This window comes from Streptomyces griseoruber (assembly GCF_001514205.1).
GTDB classification, from domain to species: Bacteria; Actinomycetota; Actinomycetes; order Streptomycetales; family Streptomycetaceae; genus Streptomyces; species Streptomyces griseoruber.
In genome coordinates this window covers 104,746-121,096 of sequence record NZ_KQ948782.1, presented here as the reverse complement: position 1 = coordinate 121,096, position 16,351 = coordinate 104,746, and the positions used below count along the sequence as shown (strand labels likewise).

General features: G+C 73.0%; 14 protein-coding genes and 2 pseudogenes. 6 read left to right on the top strand and 10 right to left on the bottom strand.

Annotated features, from left to right (window positions below; translation table 11 throughout):
• Nucleotides 1-393, bottom strand: a complete 393-nt coding sequence (locus tag AQJ64_RS38175) for a winged helix-turn-helix transcriptional regulator (RefSeq protein ID WP_206189944.1) — start codon at nucleotides 391-393, stop codon at nucleotides 1-3.
• A 99-nt stretch (nucleotides 394-492) separates the two neighbouring features.
• Here AQJ64_RS38175 and AQJ64_RS38170 point away from each other — a divergent pair, with 99 nt between their 5' ends.
• Nucleotides 493-1,320, top strand: a complete 828-nt coding sequence (locus tag AQJ64_RS38170) for an NAD(P)H-binding protein (RefSeq protein ID WP_055638712.1) — start codon at nucleotides 493-495, stop codon at nucleotides 1,318-1,320.
• A gap of 36 nt (nucleotides 1,321-1,356) precedes the next feature.
• Here AQJ64_RS38170 and AQJ64_RS38165 read toward each other — a convergent pair whose 3' ends face one another.
• On the bottom strand, nucleotides 1,357-2,046 hold the full coding sequence (locus AQJ64_RS38165; RefSeq protein WP_063788879.1) for a hypothetical protein: 690 nt from the start codon (nucleotides 2,044-2,046) through the stop codon (nucleotides 1,357-1,359).
• Nucleotides 2,047-2,212: 166 nt separating this feature from the next.
• Here AQJ64_RS38165 and AQJ64_RS38160 point away from each other — a divergent pair, with 166 nt between their 5' ends.
• Nucleotides 2,213-2,692, top strand: a complete 480-nt coding sequence (locus tag AQJ64_RS38160) for a nuclear transport factor 2 family protein (protein ID WP_055638708.1) — start codon at nucleotides 2,213-2,215, stop codon at nucleotides 2,690-2,692.
• Between the two features lie 395 nt (nucleotides 2,693-3,087).
• Here AQJ64_RS38160 and AQJ64_RS48635 read toward each other — a convergent pair.
• Nucleotides 3,088-3,433: pseudogene (locus AQJ64_RS48635) on the bottom strand (glycosyl hydrolase); the annotation flags it as partial.
• On the opposite strand from AQJ64_RS48635, the pseudogene AQJ64_RS47030 reads away from it, so the two are divergent.
• Nucleotides 3,421-4,038: pseudogene (locus AQJ64_RS47030) on the top strand (substrate-binding domain-containing protein); the annotation flags it as partial. The pseudogenes AQJ64_RS48635 and AQJ64_RS47030 overlap by 13 nt on opposite strands.
• A 268-nt stretch (nucleotides 4,039-4,306) precedes the next feature.
• On the opposite strand, the gene AQJ64_RS38145 reads toward AQJ64_RS47030, so the two are convergent.
• Nucleotides 4,307-5,194, bottom strand: coding sequence for a LysR family transcriptional regulator (locus tag AQJ64_RS38145; RefSeq protein WP_059203375.1), 888 nt, complete (start codon nucleotides 5,192-5,194; stop codon nucleotides 4,307-4,309).
• Nucleotides 5,195-5,279: 85 nt separating this feature from the next.
• On the opposite strand from AQJ64_RS38145, the gene AQJ64_RS38140 reads away from it, so the two are divergent.
• Nucleotides 5,280-6,203: a PhzF family phenazine biosynthesis isomerase gene (locus AQJ64_RS38140; protein WP_055638782.1), complete on the top strand. Its 924-nt coding sequence runs from the start codon at nucleotides 5,280-5,282 to the stop codon at nucleotides 6,201-6,203.
• Here the strand turns inward: AQJ64_RS38140 and AQJ64_RS38135 are convergent.
• Nucleotides 6,200-6,850 carry a TetR family transcriptional regulator gene (locus AQJ64_RS38135; protein ID WP_055638784.1) on the bottom strand — a complete coding sequence of 217 codons (651 nt, stop codon included), beginning with the start codon at nucleotides 6,848-6,850 and terminating at the stop codon, nucleotides 6,200-6,202. The genes AQJ64_RS38140 and AQJ64_RS38135 overlap by 4 nt on opposite strands.
• 214 nt (nucleotides 6,851-7,064) lie before the next feature.
• Between AQJ64_RS38135 and AQJ64_RS38130 the strand changes: the two genes are divergently transcribed.
• Complete coding sequence (locus AQJ64_RS38130) at nucleotides 7,065-8,411, top strand: MFS transporter (RefSeq protein WP_059203374.1); 1,347 nt, start codon at nucleotides 7,065-7,067, stop codon at nucleotides 8,409-8,411.
• Between the two features lie 51 nt (nucleotides 8,412-8,462).
• Nucleotides 8,463-10,211 (top strand): glycoside hydrolase family 3 protein, encoded by a 1,749-nt coding sequence (locus AQJ64_RS38125; RefSeq protein WP_055637100.1) that lies wholly within the window; start codon nucleotides 8,463-8,465, stop codon nucleotides 10,209-10,211.
• Nucleotides 10,212-10,230: 19 nt separating this feature from the next.
• On the opposite strand, the gene gap is transcribed toward AQJ64_RS38125, so the two are convergent.
• From gap to AQJ64_RS38100, 5 genes are all read right to left on the bottom strand, one after another.
• A complete protein-coding gene (gene gap, locus AQJ64_RS38120; protein ID WP_055637101.1) occupies nucleotides 10,231-11,229 on the bottom strand; it encodes a type I glyceraldehyde-3-phosphate dehydrogenase in 999 nt (332 codons plus the stop codon).
• Between the two features lie 130 nt (nucleotides 11,230-11,359).
• Nucleotides 11,360-12,316 (bottom strand): GlxA family transcriptional regulator, encoded by a 957-nt coding sequence (locus tag AQJ64_RS38115; protein ID WP_055637102.1) that lies wholly within the window; start codon nucleotides 12,314-12,316, stop codon nucleotides 11,360-11,362.
• A gap of 27 nt (nucleotides 12,317-12,343) precedes the next feature.
• Nucleotides 12,344-12,694 carry a hypothetical protein gene (locus tag AQJ64_RS38110; RefSeq protein WP_055637103.1) on the bottom strand — a complete coding sequence of 117 codons (351 nt, stop codon included), beginning with the start codon at nucleotides 12,692-12,694 and terminating at the stop codon, nucleotides 12,344-12,346.
• A complete protein-coding gene (locus tag AQJ64_RS38105) occupies nucleotides 12,691-13,239 on the bottom strand; it encodes a DinB family protein (RefSeq protein ID WP_055637104.1) in 549 nt (182 codons plus the stop codon). The genes AQJ64_RS38110 and AQJ64_RS38105 overlap by 4 nt, the downstream gene beginning before the upstream one ends.
• 13 nt (nucleotides 13,240-13,252) lie before the next feature.
• Nucleotides 13,253-16,333 (bottom strand): alpha-mannosidase, encoded by a 3,081-nt coding sequence (locus AQJ64_RS38100; RefSeq protein ID WP_055637105.1) that lies wholly within the window; start codon nucleotides 16,331-16,333, stop codon nucleotides 13,253-13,255.
• Between the last annotated feature and the right edge of the window lie 18 nt (nucleotides 16,334-16,351).

Sequence of the window (16,351 nt, the reverse complement as noted above, 5' to 3'; positions counted from 1 at the left end):
CTACCGGCCGCCGGTTCTGGCGTCGTACGCCCGGCGGGCCTGTTCCACCCTGTCCAGGTTGGGCGACCAGTCGGCGAGGGTCGCGAACAACGGGGCGAGGCTGCGGCCGAGTTCACTGATCTCGTACTCCACGCGCGGGGGCACCTCGGCGTGATAGGTCCGCACGACCAGGCCGTCGCGCTCCAGCTGACGCAGTCGCTGGGTGAGCACCTTGGGGGTGATCGTGGCGATCCGGCGTTCCAGCTCCACGAAGCGCTGGCGGCCGTACTCGTTGAGCGTCCAGAGGACCGGCGTGGTCCAGCGGCTGAAGACGATGTCGACGACGGGGGCGATCGGACAGGCATTCTCCGGGGCGATCCCGGCCCCTTGCGCTGTGCTCTCCGTCACATCCAGCCCCTTCTCCCGATACTTTCCTCTAGGTACCTACTGTCCTTCCGATAGTAGCTTCGCCGTGTCCCGAGGAACCCGGAACACGGAACGGAGTGAGTGCAGATGATCGTGGTGACCGGTGCGACGGGCAAGGTCGGGCGGCCGCTGGTGCGGGCGCTGGTGGCGGCGGGCGAGGAGGTGACGGCCGTCTCCCGGCGCATCTCGGCGGACGAAGCGCCGGCGGGGGTGCGGTACCACCAGGGGGACCTGGCCGATCCGCGGAGTCTCGCACCCGCCCTCGACGGGGCGGCGGCGCTGTTCCTGCTGACCTCCGGCGACTTCGTGGCGGCGGGCGGCACTCTCGGCCCGGCCCTCGAAGCGGCGCGGGCCGGCGGCGTCCGACGGGTCGTGCTGCTGTCCTCGCAGGGTGTCGGCACGGGGGACCACTCCCCCGAGCTGGAGGACGCCGTCACCCGGTCGGGCCTGGACTGGACGCTGCTGCGGCCGGGCGGCTTCCACTCCAACGCACTGCTGTGGGCCGACGGCGTGCGCGAACGGCGCGTGGTGACGGCCCCGTTCGGGGACGTGGCGCTGCCGGTCGTCGATCCGGCCGACATCGCCGAGGTCGCCGCGACGGCCCTGCGGGACGCCGCGCACGTCGGCCTCACCCATGAACTCACCGGTCCGGCCGCGGTCTCGCCCCGGCAGCAGGCCGCCGCGATCGGGGACGCGCTGGGCGAACCGGTGCGGTTCGTCGAACAGAGCCGGGACGAGGCCAGGGCGGCGATGGTGCGGTTCATGCCCGAGCCGGTCGTGGACCGCACCCTCGACATGCTCGGCGCACCGTCCGCCGCGCTGCGGCGCGTCAGCCCGGACGTCGAACGGCTCCTGGGCCGCCCGGCCCGCGCCTTCGCCACGTGGGCGGCCCAGCACGCCCCGGCCTTCAAGTGACCTCGGACGACGGCCGGGAACCATGGCCGAGCGGGACTAGGACGCCTTCTTGGCCGCCGCGTCCAGGGCACTCTTCAGAGCCGGCAGCCCCTGCCCAAGGAGTGTCTTCTCCAGGCTGTGGTCGCTCCTGCGGCCCGTCCGCTCGCCCTGGGCGAAGCCGTCGGTGTCCACGACCTGACCGCACCACTCACCGTTCCCGACGGACTGCCCGTCGAACGGAACGACCGCGCCCTCCCCCAGTGACACCCAGCGCTCGTCCTCCCAGCGCAGGGCGAGGACGTAGGTGTGGTCCGGCACGACCCGCGGGGCGTCGCCGGTCAGCTCGGGGATCAGGGTCTTGCCGTCGGAGCGCAGCACGTTCCAGCCCAGGCCGATGTAGTCCAGGGAGGACCCCACGGTGGGATGGGAGCGGGTGGTGGAGGTGAACGGCTTGTCCTGGACCTCCAGTTGGACCGTCCGGTCCACCTCGTAGCTGTAGGTCCCGGCCGACAGCTCCTCCCGCCCGCTCTCCCGCTCCTCGACCGCCCGGCCCACGACCACCACGTCCGCGTACCGCACCCAGTCCTTCGCCGTCTCCGACGGGTAGCGGTTGACCGCGAGCCCGCAGCCGTTGACGGTGTCGAGACCCGGCCAGCCGATCAACACGCCCGCGACCACGCCGATGGCCGCCGCGCCCGCGACGACCGGACGGCCCGTCAGACGGGCTGGTAAAGAGTTTCTTCGCACCCGATGATCTTGATGCGCGCGCGATCCGCCGGCCGTGACGCAGGTCACTTTTCCAGTCACAGCCCTGTCACAGCCCGACCGGCCACGGCCATCTGTCCGAATCGCGGGTCCGAACGGCCAGGCCACCTGGTCGCGGCCTGGTCCGCACGCCTGGTAGGAAGGGCAGATGGCCCCTCATGATCTCGACCCGTCGGAGCGACTTCTCGCCGAACGCGCCTGCGAGCGGGTGATCCTGGAGTTCGTCCGCCGGCTCGACCTCGGTGACCCGAGCACGGTCTGCGACCTCTTCACCCCCGACGGCAGCTGGGAATGGCCGCACGACTCCCGGCGCGTCGAAGGCCGCGAGGCGCTCCGCGCGTACTTCGGCTCCCGCCCCGCCGACCGCCTCTCCCGCCGCATCTGCACCAACATCCTGGTCACCGTCGACTCCCCCGACACCGCCACCGCCACCACCTACTTCGCGACCTACCGCGTCGACGGCCACACCGAGGGAACCTTCGTCACCCCCCGGCTGCCCGCCAACATCGGCCACTACGAGGACACCTTCCGCAGAGTCGAGGGCACCTGGCTCCTCACCACCCGAACCCTCCACCTCGCGTTCGGCGGCCCGACGGAACGCCTGGCTCCCGTCGACCGGGACGCATGAGCAGGGCCCAGGGGTACGGGGTACGTCGTCCTGGAACGCCGCTCCTGAGCGCACCGGACCGGGGCGGCCGCCCTGGCCAGCCCGCCGACGGCGCGCCGCGGGCAGCCGTTCGACGGCGGTGCCGGATTGCGACTCGCCGAACTCCCAGCCCGCGACGAGGGAGCAGCGGCGGTCGTCGAGGGCATCGGTCGTGAAGGGCCGGCGGTCGCCGCCGCTGTAGTGGGCGCCGCCGCTGTAGCGGGCGCCGCGGTCGCGGGCGTCCTCCTCGTCGAACGGCGTCAGGTGGTCGGGGCCGTGTGCGGTGCAGGTCTCGGCGCGCGTCGCGTCGCGTCGGTGAGCGTGCCGTCGGTGGCTACGCGCAGCAGCACGGTCAGCCAGACGTCGAGCTTCCCGGCCGCCGCCCGGGCGAGCGCGCGGGCGATGTCCTTGGGCCGGCGGTCGTTGGTCAACAGGCCGAGCCCGTATGCGAGTTCGGGGAAGTCGGCGAGCTCGCGGGACACGTCGTGGGAGCACCACCAGGTGATGCCCCACAGGTCGGGGCAGTCGAGGGCGTGGCGTACGGTCGCCGGCCGGGACGAGGGGCGCGGGGGCGCCGACCTCCTGGAGCCGGACGGGGCGGTGCGGATCCTCGGCCCGGGCCTTGCTCAGTTCGACGAGGTGGGCCGCGTGGTGCTCGGCGGGCACGGAGGTCCGGCCGTGGCGCTGGGCCGTGCCGTTGAAGACCCCGGAGTGCACGGTGGACGGACGGCGCCGGGGCCATGGCATCGGTCGTGGACGAGCTGTACGCGCTCGGCCACCAACGGATCGTGCACATCGCCGGACTGCCCGACCTCGCCCACACCCGGCGCCGGATCCGCACCCTGCGCGCCGAGGCGGAGCGGCGCGGGCTGACGGAGGTGCGGTCGGTGCCGACCGACCACTCGGACGCGGAGGGCGCGGCGGTCACCCGCGCGGTCCTCGACGGCCCCGCTCCCCCGACCGCCCTGATCTACGACAACGACGTGATGGCCGTGGCCGGCCTCGCGACCACGGCCGAACCCGGATTCGCCGTACCGGCCGACGTGTCGGTGGTGTCCTGGGAGGACTCCGCCCTGTGCCGCACGGTCAAGCCGTGGCTGTCCGCGCTCTCCCGGGACAGCGTGGAGTTCGGGCGGACGGCGGCGCGCGAGCTGGTCGCCCTGCTGGACGGCGGGCCCGCGGGGACGGTGCGGGTGCCGGTGCCGGGGTTGATCGTCCGGGGCAGCGCGGGGGTCCTCCGGGAGGGGGCCGGGCCGATTGCGCCACCAGGGGGAAGGCGCGTCCATGCGGGTGGCAAACGCGGCCGCGGCAAGCCGACTCCGGCATGACCGGCGTTGTACAGGACACCCCCTCCACCCGCTAGGGAAAGGCCGTTCCATGCTCCGTACCACTCTGCTCGCCGTCTGCGCCCTCATCACCGCCGCCGCGACCGGTTTCCTCGCCACGACGGCGATCCGCAGCCGCTGACCACCCGGGCTCGCCGCGCGCGTGCGCGGGGCGGGCCCGGGCGTCACGGCGCCCGGCGGCACGGCGACCGTCACTCTGCCCCGCGAGGGCGAACATGCGTGGCGTGCGGTCCGGGTCGCCCGCCGGCGCTCAGCCGGAGAAGTGCCGTACCAGCTCCTGGGCGACCGCCTGTGCGGCCGGTGCCGTCCATCGCCTGCGGTGGCGCGCCAGCCGTACCGGGACATCGGCGAACCGGGGTCCGCCGAGCCGCACCAGCCGTCCCTGGTGCAGCTGTTCCTCCACGGTCGTGAGCGGCAGCAGGGTCAGTCCCAGGCCGGCGGCGACGCAGGAGCGGGCCGCGTCCACGCTGCCGAACCGGGTCAGCCGTGGCCGGGCCCCGGGCACGGCGAGCAGCCGGCTCTCCAGGGCGTCGCTGTAGGAGCAGCCCTGCTCCAGCAGGAAGAAGCTCTCCGCGGCGAGGTCCGCCCAGGTCACCTCCTGGGCGGGCACGGCGAGCGGGTGGCCGGGGGCGCAGACGAGGGCGAGGGGCTCGTGGGCGAGGGGCTCGGTGGTGACATCGGGGAAGTCGGCCTCCTCCTCCAGCAGCAGCGCCAGGTCGAGGCGCCCGGACCGCAGACCCTCGAGGCACTCCGCCGTGCCGGCGGCGTCCAGGTGGATGTCCACCTCGGGGTGGCTCGCGCGCAGGGCCGCGATCACGTGCGGCAGCCGGGTCGCGCACAGGGACTCGGGCGTCCCCACGGCCACCCGTCCCGCCACCGCCCCGCCCCCACCGCCGTCGGCTCGCAGCCGGGCCACGGCGTCGAGGACGTCCTCGGCCCTGCCCAGCAGCCGCCGGCCGGACTCGGTGAGCAGCGCGCCCGTGGGAAGGCGGTCGAAGAGGCGGGTGCCGAGCTCCCGTTCCAGGGTGCGGATGTGCACGGTGACCGTGGACTGGGCGAGGTGCAGCTCGGCGGCGGCAGCGGTGAAGCTGCCGGTCCGGGCGAGGGCGGCGAAGCTGTGCAGCAGGCGGGTGTCCACGGGGTTGAGGGTATGCGACCTCCCGATCGATGGGATCGGTCTTCATCGTTGGACCCGATGGGCCCGAGGATGGCAGCGTGGGGACATGACCACCGACGCGAGCGGGACGAGCCCCGTGAACCACTCCGAGCCGACCGGCGAGATCCTGCGCTACGCGGCCTTCACCCACGATCCGGCGGGCGGGAATCCCGCCGGGATCGTGCTGGACGCCTCCGGGCTCGACGCGGCGGAGATGCTGGCCGTCGCCGCCGAGGTCGGCTATTCGGAGACGGCCTTCGTCACGGAGCGGGACGACGTGGCGCGGCGGTTCCGGGTGCGCTACTTCAGCCCGCTGGCCGAGGTGGCCTTCTGCGGGCACGCGACCGTCGCCCTCTCCGTGGCCCTCGCCGGGCGGCTCGGTCCCGGTGAGATCGTCCTGGACACCCCCGCCGGTGAGATCCCGGTGGCGACCAGGGTGGGCGAGGACGGCGCGGTGCTGGCCACGCTCACCAGTGTCCCGACGCGTTCCCGCCCCGCCTCCGGCGCCGAGCTGGACGCGACGCTCGCGGCCCTGGGCTGGGCGGCCGGCGATCTCGACCCGGCGCTGCCGCCGCATGTGGCGTTCGGCGGCAATGACCACCTGGTGCTCGGCGCCGCCTCCCGGGCCCGCCTGGCGGACCTCGACTACGACTTCGACGCTCTCGCCGAGGTGATGCGGCGGCACGGCTGGACCACCGTCCACCTGGTGTGGCGCGAGTCGCCGGAGCGCTTCCACGCCCGTGATCCGTTCCCCGTCGGCGGTGTGGTGGAGGACCCGGCGACCGGCGCGGCGGCCGCGGCCTTCGGCGGTTACCTCCGCGCGCTCGGGCTCGTCACCGCCCCGGCCAGGATCACGATCCGCCAGGGAGAGGACATGGGCCGCCCCAGCGACCTGCTGATCGACGTGGACCCGGAACGCGAACGGACCCGGGTGACGGGCCGGGCGGTGCCGATCGCCCAAGACCTGTCCCCGGCCGGGCCGGGGCGCTAAGGCAGCCCCGTCGCCTCCGCCGTGATCGAGCGCAGCAGCCGGTCGGCGTAGGCGCGGAAGCGGCTGACCATGTCGAAGCGCCGGGGGTCGAGGACCCACTGGAGTTGCAGCCCGTCCATCACCGCGGCGGTCTCCTCGGCCACCTCGATGACATCGGTTCCCTCCTTCAACTCGCCGCTGTCCACGGCGCGTTGGAGGGAGGCCGACATGACGGCGACGAGTTCGGCGTAGCGCCGTACGAAGTAGGGGTGGGCGGGGTGCCCGGGGTCGCCGGCCTCGGCCGCGAGGACGTTGAACATGCGGGTGCGGCCGAGCCGGGCGGCGTTGTACTCGGTGAGCCGGACCAGGTTCGCGTAGCACTCGGCGGCCGTGGAGAAGTCCTCGTCGAAGAACTTCTCCTTGTCGTGCTGCTCGGTGCGTTCCAGGACCTGGACGAGGAGGTCCTCCTTGCTGCGGAAGTGGTGCAGCAGACCTCCCTGGGTGATGCCCACGTCCTTGGCTATCCGGGCCAGGGAGGAGGCGTGGAAGCCCCACTGGGCGAAGTGCTCGACGGCGGCGTCCAGAATGCGCAGCCGCCGCTCGTCACCGACGGCGTATGTTCCGCGGCCGGCGGCTTTGCCCGCCCTGCTGCTTTCCTTCTGCTCCATGCCGGTCACCATAGCCCGCCCACAGACCGCTCCCTGATGATGCGGGGCACAGGTCCGGGACCGCCGGTTACACGAGTAACTTTCCCCACTTTTCAAGCCACGTGCAAAGTGATTCAGGCCACTTGAATAAAACCTAGTACCCACTCGGTTTTGCTGCTTCCCTGATCAGGCCGGTGCGGCGAAGAAGCCGCCCCCGTCCCCATGGAGAGCCGCCATGGCCCTGAGCCACGACGCCCCGCTCGGCGAGTCACCCGCCCCCACGCCCGAATCCGCTCGCGCGGGGGGACCCCCGTCGACCGCCGTCACGCCCGTCGCCCCTGTCACCCCCGCCGACGCCTCCCCCAAGGCCTCCCCCAAGCTGATCCTCGCCCTCGCCTTCGCCCAGTTCGGCGCCTACCTCGCCGTGCTCACGCCGGTGATGGTGACCCTCGCCCTGCGGGTGAGCCAGATCGTGCCGGAGGCCGACCGGGGCACCGCCCTCGGGCAGGTGCTCAGTGTCGGCGCACTGCTCGCGATGCTCGGCAACCCGGTCTTCGGCGCCCTGTCCGACCGCACCACCAGCCGCTTCGGCCGCCGCCGCCCCTGGCTGGTCGGCGGTATGGCCGCCGGGCTCGTCGGACTGCTCGGCGTCGCCCTCGGCGGCAGTGTGCCGGTGCTGATGGCCGGCTGGGCCGTCGCCCAGCTCGGCATCAACGCCACCCTGGCCGCCCTGACCTCCTGTGTCCCCGATCTGATCCCGCCGCAGCAGCAGGCCCGGGTCTCCGGCTTCATCGGCATCACGACCTCGCTCGCGATGATCGGCGGCTCGGTGCTCGCCCAGGTGTTCAGCGGCTCGATGGCGCTGGCCTTCCTGGTGCCCGGGGTGATCGGCCTGGCCGCCGTCGGCTGCCTCGCGGTCGTCATCAAGGACCTGCCGGCCCGCGCCGGCGCCTTCGAGCCGTACGGCGTCCGGGAGTTCCTGCGGAGCTTCTGGGTGAACCCGCGCCGGCACCCCGACTTCGCCTGGAACTTCGCCGGCCGGTTCCTGGTCTTCACGGGCGCCTCCTGTGTGACCAGCTACCAGGTCTACTTCCTGATGGACCGCCTCGGGTACGACGACACGGCGGTCACCGGGAAGGTCCTGGTCGGCACCCTCGCCATGGTGGTGTCGATCGCCGCCGGCTCGCTCCTCGGCGGTCAGCTCTCCGACCGCTCCGGGCGCCGCAAGCCGTATGTGCTGGGGTCCTCCCTGGTCATGGCGGTCAGCCTGGCGATGATCGCCACCGCGCAGAGCTTCGGGATGTACGTCGCCGCCCTGGTCGTCTTCGGCTTCGGCGAGGGTCTCTATCTCTCCGTCGACATGGCGCTGGCCGCCGCGGTGCTGCCCAACCCCGAGGAGTCCGCGAAGGACATGGGCGTGCTGAACATCGGCAACGCGCTCCCCCAGTCCCTCGTGCCCATCGTCGCCCCCGCCTTCCTCGCGATCGGCGGCGGCGGGAACTACGGCGCGCTGTTCCTCTTCGGCGCGGTCGCCGCCGTACTGGGCGCGCTCGCCGTCCAGTTCATCCGCTCGGTCAAGTAGCCGACCCCGGACCCCGTCCCGCACCGTCCCCCGTCCAAGGAAGAAGCCCGGATGACCACCCCCGCGTACCGCGATCCGAACCTCCCCGTCGAGCAGCGGGTCGAGGACCTGCTGGCCCGGATGACCCTGGAGGAGAAGGCCGGCCAGCTCTTCCACACCATGCTGAGCATGGCGCCGGGCGGCGCTCTCGCCGAGGACGGCCCGTTCCTCCGGTACGGCACGACCGAGCTGGTCACGGGCCGTCATCTGACCCACTTCAACCTGCTGGGCCAGGGCGACGCGGGCGCCATGGCCCGCTGGGCCAACCGGATGCAGGAGCTCGCCGCGGCGACCCGCCTCGGCATCCCGGTCACCCTCTCCACCGACCCCCGGCACGCGTTCACCGACAACCCGGGCGCCTCCTTCAACTCGGGGGCGTTCTCGGCCTGGCCCGAACCGCTGGGGCTGGCCGCGATCGGGGACGCGGAGCTGGTGGAGCGGTTCGCGGACACCGTCCGCCGCGAGTACCTGGCCGTCGGTTTCCGGGTCGCGCTGCATCCTCAGATCGACCTGGCCACCGAGCCGCGCTGGTCACGCCAGTCGGGCACGTTCGGCTCCGGCGCGGAGCTGAGCGGCGAGCTGGTGGCGGCGTACGTACGGGGGCTCCAGGGGCCGCGGCTCGGCCCGCGGTCCGTGGCCGCCATGGTCAAGCACTTCCCCGGCGGCGGCCCGCAGAAGGACGGCGAGGACCCGCACTTCCCGCACGGCAAGGAGCAGGTGTACCCCGGTGGGATGCGCGAGTACCACCTGGCCCCGTTCCGGGCCGCGATCGAGGCCGGGTGCTCGCAGATGATGCCGTACTACGGGCAGCCCGTCGGCACCGACTGGGAGGAGGTCGGGTTCGGCTTCAACAAGGACGTGCTGACCGGGCTGCTGCGCGAACGTCTCGGCTTCGACGGCGTGATCTGCACCGACTGGGGTCTGCTCACCGACGCCGAGATCCTGGGCGAGCCCGCCGAGGCCCGCGCCTGGGGCGTCGAGCACCTGAGCGTCGCCGAGCGCGCGGCGAAGGCGCTGGACGCGGGCACCGACCAGTTCGGCGGGGAGCAGTGCCCCGAGGTGATCGTGGAGCTGGTGCGCTCCGGCCGCGTCCCGGAGGAACGGATCGACGCCTCCGTACGACGCCTGCTGCGCGAGAAGTTCGTGCTGGGGCTGTTCGAGAACCCGTACGTCGACCCCGACCGCGCCGAGGAGATCGTCGGCGCCGCCGAGTTCACGGCCGCGGGCGAGGCGGCCCAGCGGCGCTCGCTGACCGTCCTCACCGGCAACGGCCTGCTGCCCCTGCGGGGGCGCCCCGACCTGTATGTCCGGGGCATGAGCGCGGAGGCGGCCGCGGCCTACGGCAATGTCGTCACGGACCCGGCCGACGCGGAGGTCGCCGTGCTGCGGCTGCGCACCCCGTACGAGCCGCGTCCGGGTGCCTTCGAGTCCTTCTTCCACGCGGGGTCGCTCGCGTTCCCCGAGGAGGAGCTGAAGGAGATCCTGCGGCTCCTGGACACCGTGCCCACCCTGGTCTGCGTCAATCTGGAGCGGCCCGCCGTGCTCCCCGAGATCGCGGAGCGCGCGGCGGCCCTGGTCGCGGACTACGGCGCGTCCGACGCGGCCCTGCTGGACGTGGCCTTCGGCCTCTCCCGCGCCGAGGGCCGGCTGCCCTTCGAGCTGCCCCGCTCGATGGCGGCCGTCGAGGCGTCCCGCCCGGACGTGCCCAACGACACCGAGGACCCGGTCTTCCCCTACGGCCACGGCATCGACGTGCCGTAGGGGACGGAAGGCCGCGGGGTCAGCGGGCGGCGAGCAGCCGCAGGGTGTCGATGACCCGGTTGGAGAAGCCCCACTCGTTGTCGTACCAGGCGACCACCTTGATGTGGCGGCCGTCGACACGGGTGAGCTCGGAGTCGAAGATCGACGAGGCCGGGTTGCCCGTGATGTCGGAGGAGACCAGCGGGTCCTCGGAGTATTCGAGGATGCCCGCGAGGGGGCCCTCGGCGGCCGTGCGGTAGGCGGCGAGGACCTCGTCGCGCGTCACGTCACGGGCGACGGTGGTGTTCAGCTCCACGATCGAGCCGACCGGGACGGGCACCCGGATCGAGTCGCCGGACAGCTTGCCGTCGAGGTTCGGCAGCACCAGACCGATCGCCTTGGCGGCGCCCGTCGTGGTCGGCACGATGTTGACGCCGGCGGCGCGGGCGCGGCGGGGGTCGCGGTGCGGGCCGTCCTGGAGGTTCTGCTCCTGGGTGTAGGCGTGCACGGTCGTCATGAAGCCGTGCTCGATGCCGGCCAGCTCGTCGAGCACCGCGGCCAGCGGGGCGAGCGCGTTGGTCGTGCAGGAGGCGTTCGAGACGATCGTGTGCAGTTCCGCGTCGTAGGCGTCGGTGTTGACGCCGTAGGCGAGGGTGACGTCGGCACCGTCGGAGGGCGCGCTGACGAGGACCTTGCGGGCACCCGCGTCGAGGTGGGCGCGGGCGGCCTTGGCGGAGGTGAAGCGGCCGGTCGCCTCCAGCACGAGGTCGACGTCGAGCGCGGCCCACGGCAGCTGGGCCGGGTCGCGCTCGGCGAGCACCTGGATCCGGTGGCCGTCGACGACGAGCGCGCCGTCCTCGACGGTGACCGGGCGGCCGAGACGGCCGGACGTCGAGTCGAAGGCGAGGAGGCGGGCCAGGGCGGTCGGCTCGGTGAGGTCGTTGACGGCGACGACCTCGAGGTCGGTCTCGCGCTCCAGCAGCGCGCGCAGCACGTTGCGTCCGATGCGGCCGAATCCGTTGATGGCGATGCGAGTCATGAATCGTGTCCCTTCGAGTCGCCCCCAGCCTCGCGTGCGGCGGACATCGGTGGCCACGGCGTGAGCGCCATGGTTCGCAAGGATCTCGCCAGGCCGCGGGAGGCTGTGGAGGGCACCGCGGAGGGCGCCGCTACTCGCCCCGGGTGAAGGTGCGCCGGTACTCGCTGGGGGTGGTGCCGAGGATCTGCTGGAAGTGCAGCCGCAGGTTCGAGCCGGTGCCGAGGCCGACGTCGCCGGCGATCTGCTCGACACCGCGCTCGGAGCGTTCCAGCAGTTCCCGGGCGCGGTCGATCCGGGCGCGCATCACCCACTGCATCGGGGTGTAGCCGGTGTCCTCGACGAAGCGGCGGGAGAGGGTGCGCGGCGAGACGGCCGCGTGCCGGGCGAGGGTGTCCAGGGTGAGGGGTTCGTCGAGGTGGTGCAGGGCCCATTCGCGGGTGGCGGCGAACCGTTCGCCGAGGGGCTCCGGCACGCTGCGCGGTACGTACTGGGCCTGGCCGCCGCTGCGGTAGGGCGCCGCGACCAGCCGCCGGGCGGCGTGGTTGGAGGCGGAGACACCGAGATCGCCGCGCAGGATGTGCAGGCACAGGTCGATGCCCGAGGCGGCCCCGGCCGAGGTGAGGACGCTGCCCTCGTCCACGAACAGGACGTTCTCGTCGACCCGCACGAGCGGGTGTTTCGCGGCGAGGGCCCGGGTGTAGTGCCAGTGGGTGGTGGCGCGTCTGCCGTCGAGCAGACCGGTCGCGGCGAGCGCGAAGGCCCCGGTCGAGATGGCGGCCAGCCGGGCGCCGCGGGCATGCGCGGCGCGCAGTGCGTCGACGACCCGCGGCGGCGGGTCCTCGCGGTCCGGGGACCGGTAGCCGGGGAGGAAGACGATCTCGGCCCACTCCAGGGCCTCCAGACCGTGCGCCACGTGGTACGACAGCCCGTCGCCACCGGTGACCAGACCGGGTTCCGCCCCGCACACCCGGACCTCGTACGGCATGCTGGCGCGGGTCGTGAACACCTGGGCGGGGATGCCGACGTCGAGCGGCTTGGCGCCTTCGAGCACGAGGACGGCGACGCGTCGGAGGCGGGAGGACGACACGCGCCCCAGCCTACGGCGTGCCCGGCCTCAGGCCTCGACCGTCACGTCCACCACCGCGTCCCGCTCGTCGAGGCGGACGGCCGGCCAGTACCCGTCCAGCAGATGCTTTCCGCAGGAATCCGTGAAGTGCAGGACCACCTCGCCGTCCCCGTCGACCACCATCGTGTTGAGCACCAGGTCGGCCGCCGCCTCCGCCAGGTCCTCGGCCGTCGGCGGCTCCACGCTGAAGCGGCGCACCACGGCTTCGACCGCTCTTCGTTCCAGTTCGGCACGGTGCTCGGCGGCCCGGCGCAGCCGCGGCGCCAGCCGCTCCGCCTCCGCGGGATCCTCCGTGTCGATCAGCAGGACGACGTCGCCGGGGCCGTCGTAGGTGATCACAGCCCCGTGGAGCCGTCGAGGCGTTCGCGCAGGAGGTCCGCGTGGCCGTTGTGCCGGGCGTACTCCGCGATCATGTCGACGAGGATCCGCCGCAGGGAGATCGGCTCCCCGGTGCTCCTGCGGATGCCGGTCTCCTCCAGGGAGGCCGCGGCCCCGGTGATCCGCCGGGAGCGCTCGCACTCCTCCTGCCAGACGGCGAAGTCCTCGGTGACCTCGCCGTCGAGCCTGTCGAAGTCCTGGTCGGGGTCGTCGTCGGAGTAGTGGAGCAGGGGAACGTCCTCGCCGGCGAACTGGATGCGGAACCACCAGCGCTCGGCGCCCGCCAGATGCCGTACGAGCCCGTGCAGGGACAGGGCGGACGGCGGGACCGCCCTGTCGTTGAGCTGTTCCGGAGTCAGGCCGGAGCACTTGAGCGCGAAGGTCGCCCGGTGCCAGTCCAGGACCGCGCTCAGGGTCTCCCGCTCGCCCCCCGTGTACGGAGGGGCGGGGCGGTCGTCGTCGCTCCACCTGGGTGCGTAGTGCAGCGGTGCGGGTGTGTCGGTCATGCGGCCGAGTGTGTCAGGCACCACTGACAACGGGGCCGGACGAGCGGCGCAGGCGGAGGGTGAGGATCTGGAAGGGGCGCAGGGCGAGGCGGACCTCGCCGTCGGTGACCTGATGGCTCGCCGGGTCGGGCAGGGGGCGTTCCAGCAGGTCGGTTGTCTCGGCGGAGACGAGGGGGAAGCCGGGGGTGAGGGTGGCGCGGGCGCGGACGCCGTGGGCCTCGAAGAGGCGGACGACGACGTCTCCGCTGCGGTCGTCGGCGAGTTTCACGGCCTCGACGACCACGCCCGGGTGGTCGACGGTGACGAGGGGGGCGACCGGGGTGCGGCCGGTCCGGGTGCGTTCGGGGAGGTTGAGGTGGTAGCCCTCACGGACGGCGTCGGCGAGGTCCGCGCCGATCAGCAGGGCGTAGCGCAGCCGGTGCACGCCCTGGTCCTGGTCGGGGTCGGGGAAGCGGGCGGACCGCAGCAGGGAGAGGCGGACCGTGGTGGTGGTGCCGCCGTCAGGGCGGACGTCACGGGTGATGTCGTGGCCGTAGGTGGAGTCGTTGACGAGCGCGGCGCCCCAGTCGCGTTCGCCGACGTGGAGGAAGCGGTGGGCGCAGACCTCGAACTTGGCGGCGTCCCAGCTGGTGTTGGTGTGGGTGGGGCGTTCGACGTGGCCGAAGGGGATCTCGGCGGTGGAGTGCGCGGCCCGCACGTCCAGCGGGAAGGCGGCCTTGAGGAGCTTCTCGCGCTCGTGCCAGTCGACGACCGTGTCCACGAGCAGGCGCCGGGACCCGGCGGGGAGGGTGAGGGTCTGCTCGATGCGGGACGCGCCGAAGGACCGGACGACGCGTACGGCGCCGTCCTCGGTGGCGGTGACCGAGTCGGCCTCGGTGAGGTCGCGTACGGAGGTGCGGTAGAAGGCGTCGATGTCCCAGGCGTCCCACTGGTTGGGGAAGTCCTGGTGGAGCTGGAGGAGGTTGGCGCGGGCGCCGGGGGCGAGGGCCTCGCGGTCGGCGGTGAGGTCGTGGGCCGAGGTGATCAGGCCGTGGTGGTCGACGGTGACCCGGACGAGCCCGTTGTCGAGGACGAAGCCGTCGTCGGTGGCGCGCGGGCGCACCGGGGCGGCGGGGTCGTCGGTGCGGGGCGCGGCACCGAAGGCGGCGATGCCGGCACGGGCGTGCGGGGCGGCGTTGAAGACCAGGGTGCCTTCGCCGTCGTCCGCGAGGCTCCCCTGGGCCGCGTCGATCAGGTCCTCCAGTTCCCGGGCGACGGCCGCGTAGGTCTCCTCTGCCTCCCGGTGCACCCAGGCGATGGAGGTCCCGGGGAGGATGTCGTGGAACTGGTGGAGCAGGACCGTCTTCCACAGGCGGTCCAGGGCGTCGTACGGATAGGGGTGCGCGTGCCGTACGGCGGCGGTCGCGGCCCACAACTCGGCCTCGCGCAGGAGGTGTTCGCTGCGCCGGTTGCCCTGCTTGGTGGCGAGCTGGCTGGTGAGGGTGCCGCGGTGGAATTCGAGGTACAGCTCACCGGACCAGACGGGGGCGCCGCCGGCCGCCTCGTACTCGGCGTGGGCGCGGGGGAAGAAGTCGGCGGGGCCCTCGACCGCGATGCGGGCGGAGCCCTCCAGGTCCTCCATCCGGGCGGCGCGGGAGAGCATCTCGCGGGTGGGGCCGCCGCCCCCGTCGCCGTAGCCGAAGGGGATGAGGGAGCTGTTGCTGCCGGCCTTGTCCTGGAAGTTCCTGACGCTGTGGGCGACTTCGGCGCCGGAGAGTTCGCCGTTGTAGCTGTCGACGGGCGGGAAGTGGCTGAAGATCCGGGTGCCGTCGATGCCCTCCCACCAGAAGGTGTGGTGGGGGAACTTGTTGGTGGTGTTCCAGGAGATCTTCTGGGTGAGGAACCAGCGCACCCCGGCGAGCTTCATCAGCTGCGGCAGGGCGGCGTTGTAACCGAAGGTGTCGGGCAGCCACATCTCCTCGGTCTCGACGCCGAACTCCTCCAGGAAGAACCGCTTTCCGTGGACGAACTGGCGGACCAGGGCCTCGCCGCCGCTGATGTTGGTGTCGGGTTCGACCCAGAGGCTGCCGGTGGGCAGGAACTGCCCGGTCTTCGCCTTCTCCTGGGCGCGGGCGTAGACCTCGGGGCGGTGTTCCTTGAGCCAGGCGAGCTGCTGTGCCTGGGACATGACGAACTTGAACTCCGGGTGGTCGTCCATGAGCTGGGTGACGTTGGAGACGGTGCGGGCGACCTTGCGGACGGTCTCGCGCAGCGGCCAGAGCCAGGCGGTGTCGATGTGGGCGTGTCCGACGGCGGAGACGCGGTGGGCGCTGGCGTGCGCCGGGGCCGCGAGGGCGGGGGCCAGGGCGGCGCGGGCGGCTGCCGCGCTGCCGCCGACGTCCTGGAGGTCGACGGCGTCCAGGGCCTGTTCGGCGGCGCGCAGGAGCTGCCAGCGGCGCGGCGAGTCGGGGGAGAGTTCCCGCATGAGCTGGTCGAGGACGTCGAGGTCCTGGACGAGTTCGTACACCGGCCGGTCGACGACCGCGAGGTCCAGCCGCCGCAGCCGGTACAGGGGTTCGCCCGGGTCGGCGGCCGGGTCGCCGAGCCAGGGGGCGCGGCCGCCCACCGAGGTCGGGCCGAAGGTGAGTTCGCCGGGCGCGGTGTGCATCACGACCGGGTTGGCGGCGGCCTCGATGTACGCCGTGAACTCCTCTCCCCCGGCGGCGGATCCGGTCACCGGCAGCCAGGTGTTGCGGGGGTTGAGGGCCTTCACGGCGGTGCCGTCGGCGCGGTAGACGAGCCCTTCGGCGGAGAAGCCGGCCGAGTGGGTGGCGAAGCCGAGGTCGAGGACGGCCTCGACGGGGAGTCCGGCCCAGTCGGCGGGGATCGTGCCACTCACCTTGAACCAGCTGGTCGTCCAGGCCGGCCCCCACCGGTCGCCCGTGCGGGCGGGGCGGTAGGGGGCGGTCAGGCCCTCGCGCACGGGCACGGGTTCGCCGGGAACGTCCCAGACCTCGATGCGCAGCGGGACCGAGCGGGCGTGGACGGCGGGCCGTATGCGCTCGTCGAGCACCCGGCGCAGTCGCTGCTCGGTGAGTTCACGGTCGTTGTGCATGGCTGTCTTCTCCGTGGG

Excerpts from the sequence above, each read along its gene's own strand:
- AQJ64_RS38160 (WP_055638708.1), top strand. The coding sequence starts at position 2,213 with ATGGCCCCTCATGATCTCGACCCGTCGGAGCGACTTCTCGCCGAACGC.
- AQJ64_RS38130 (WP_059203374.1), top strand. The coding sequence starts at position 7,065 with ATGGCCCTGAGCCACGACGCCCCGCTCGGCGAGTCACCCGCCCCCACG.
- AQJ64_RS38100 (WP_055637105.1), bottom strand. The coding sequence starts at position 16,333 with ATGCACAACGACCGTGAACTCACCGAGCAGCGACTGCGCCGGGTGCTC.
- gap (WP_055637101.1), bottom strand. The coding sequence starts at position 11,229 with ATGACTCGCATCGCCATCAACGGATTCGGCCGCATCGGACGCAACGTG.
- AQJ64_RS38105 (WP_055637104.1), bottom strand. The coding sequence starts at position 13,239 with ATGACCGACACACCCGCACCGCTGCACTACGCACCCAGGTGGAGCGAC.
- AQJ64_RS38135 (WP_055638784.1), bottom strand. The coding sequence starts at position 6,850 with ATGGAGCAGAAGGAAAGCAGCAGGGCGGGCAAAGCCGCCGGCCGCGGA.
- AQJ64_RS38125 (WP_055637100.1), top strand. The coding sequence starts at position 8,463 with ATGACCACCCCCGCGTACCGCGATCCGAACCTCCCCGTCGAGCAGCGG.
- AQJ64_RS38140 (WP_055638782.1), top strand. The coding sequence starts at position 5,280 with ATGACCACCGACGCGAGCGGGACGAGCCCCGTGAACCACTCCGAGCCG.
- AQJ64_RS38170 (WP_055638712.1), top strand. The coding sequence starts at position 493 with ATGATCGTGGTGACCGGTGCGACGGGCAAGGTCGGGCGGCCGCTGGTG.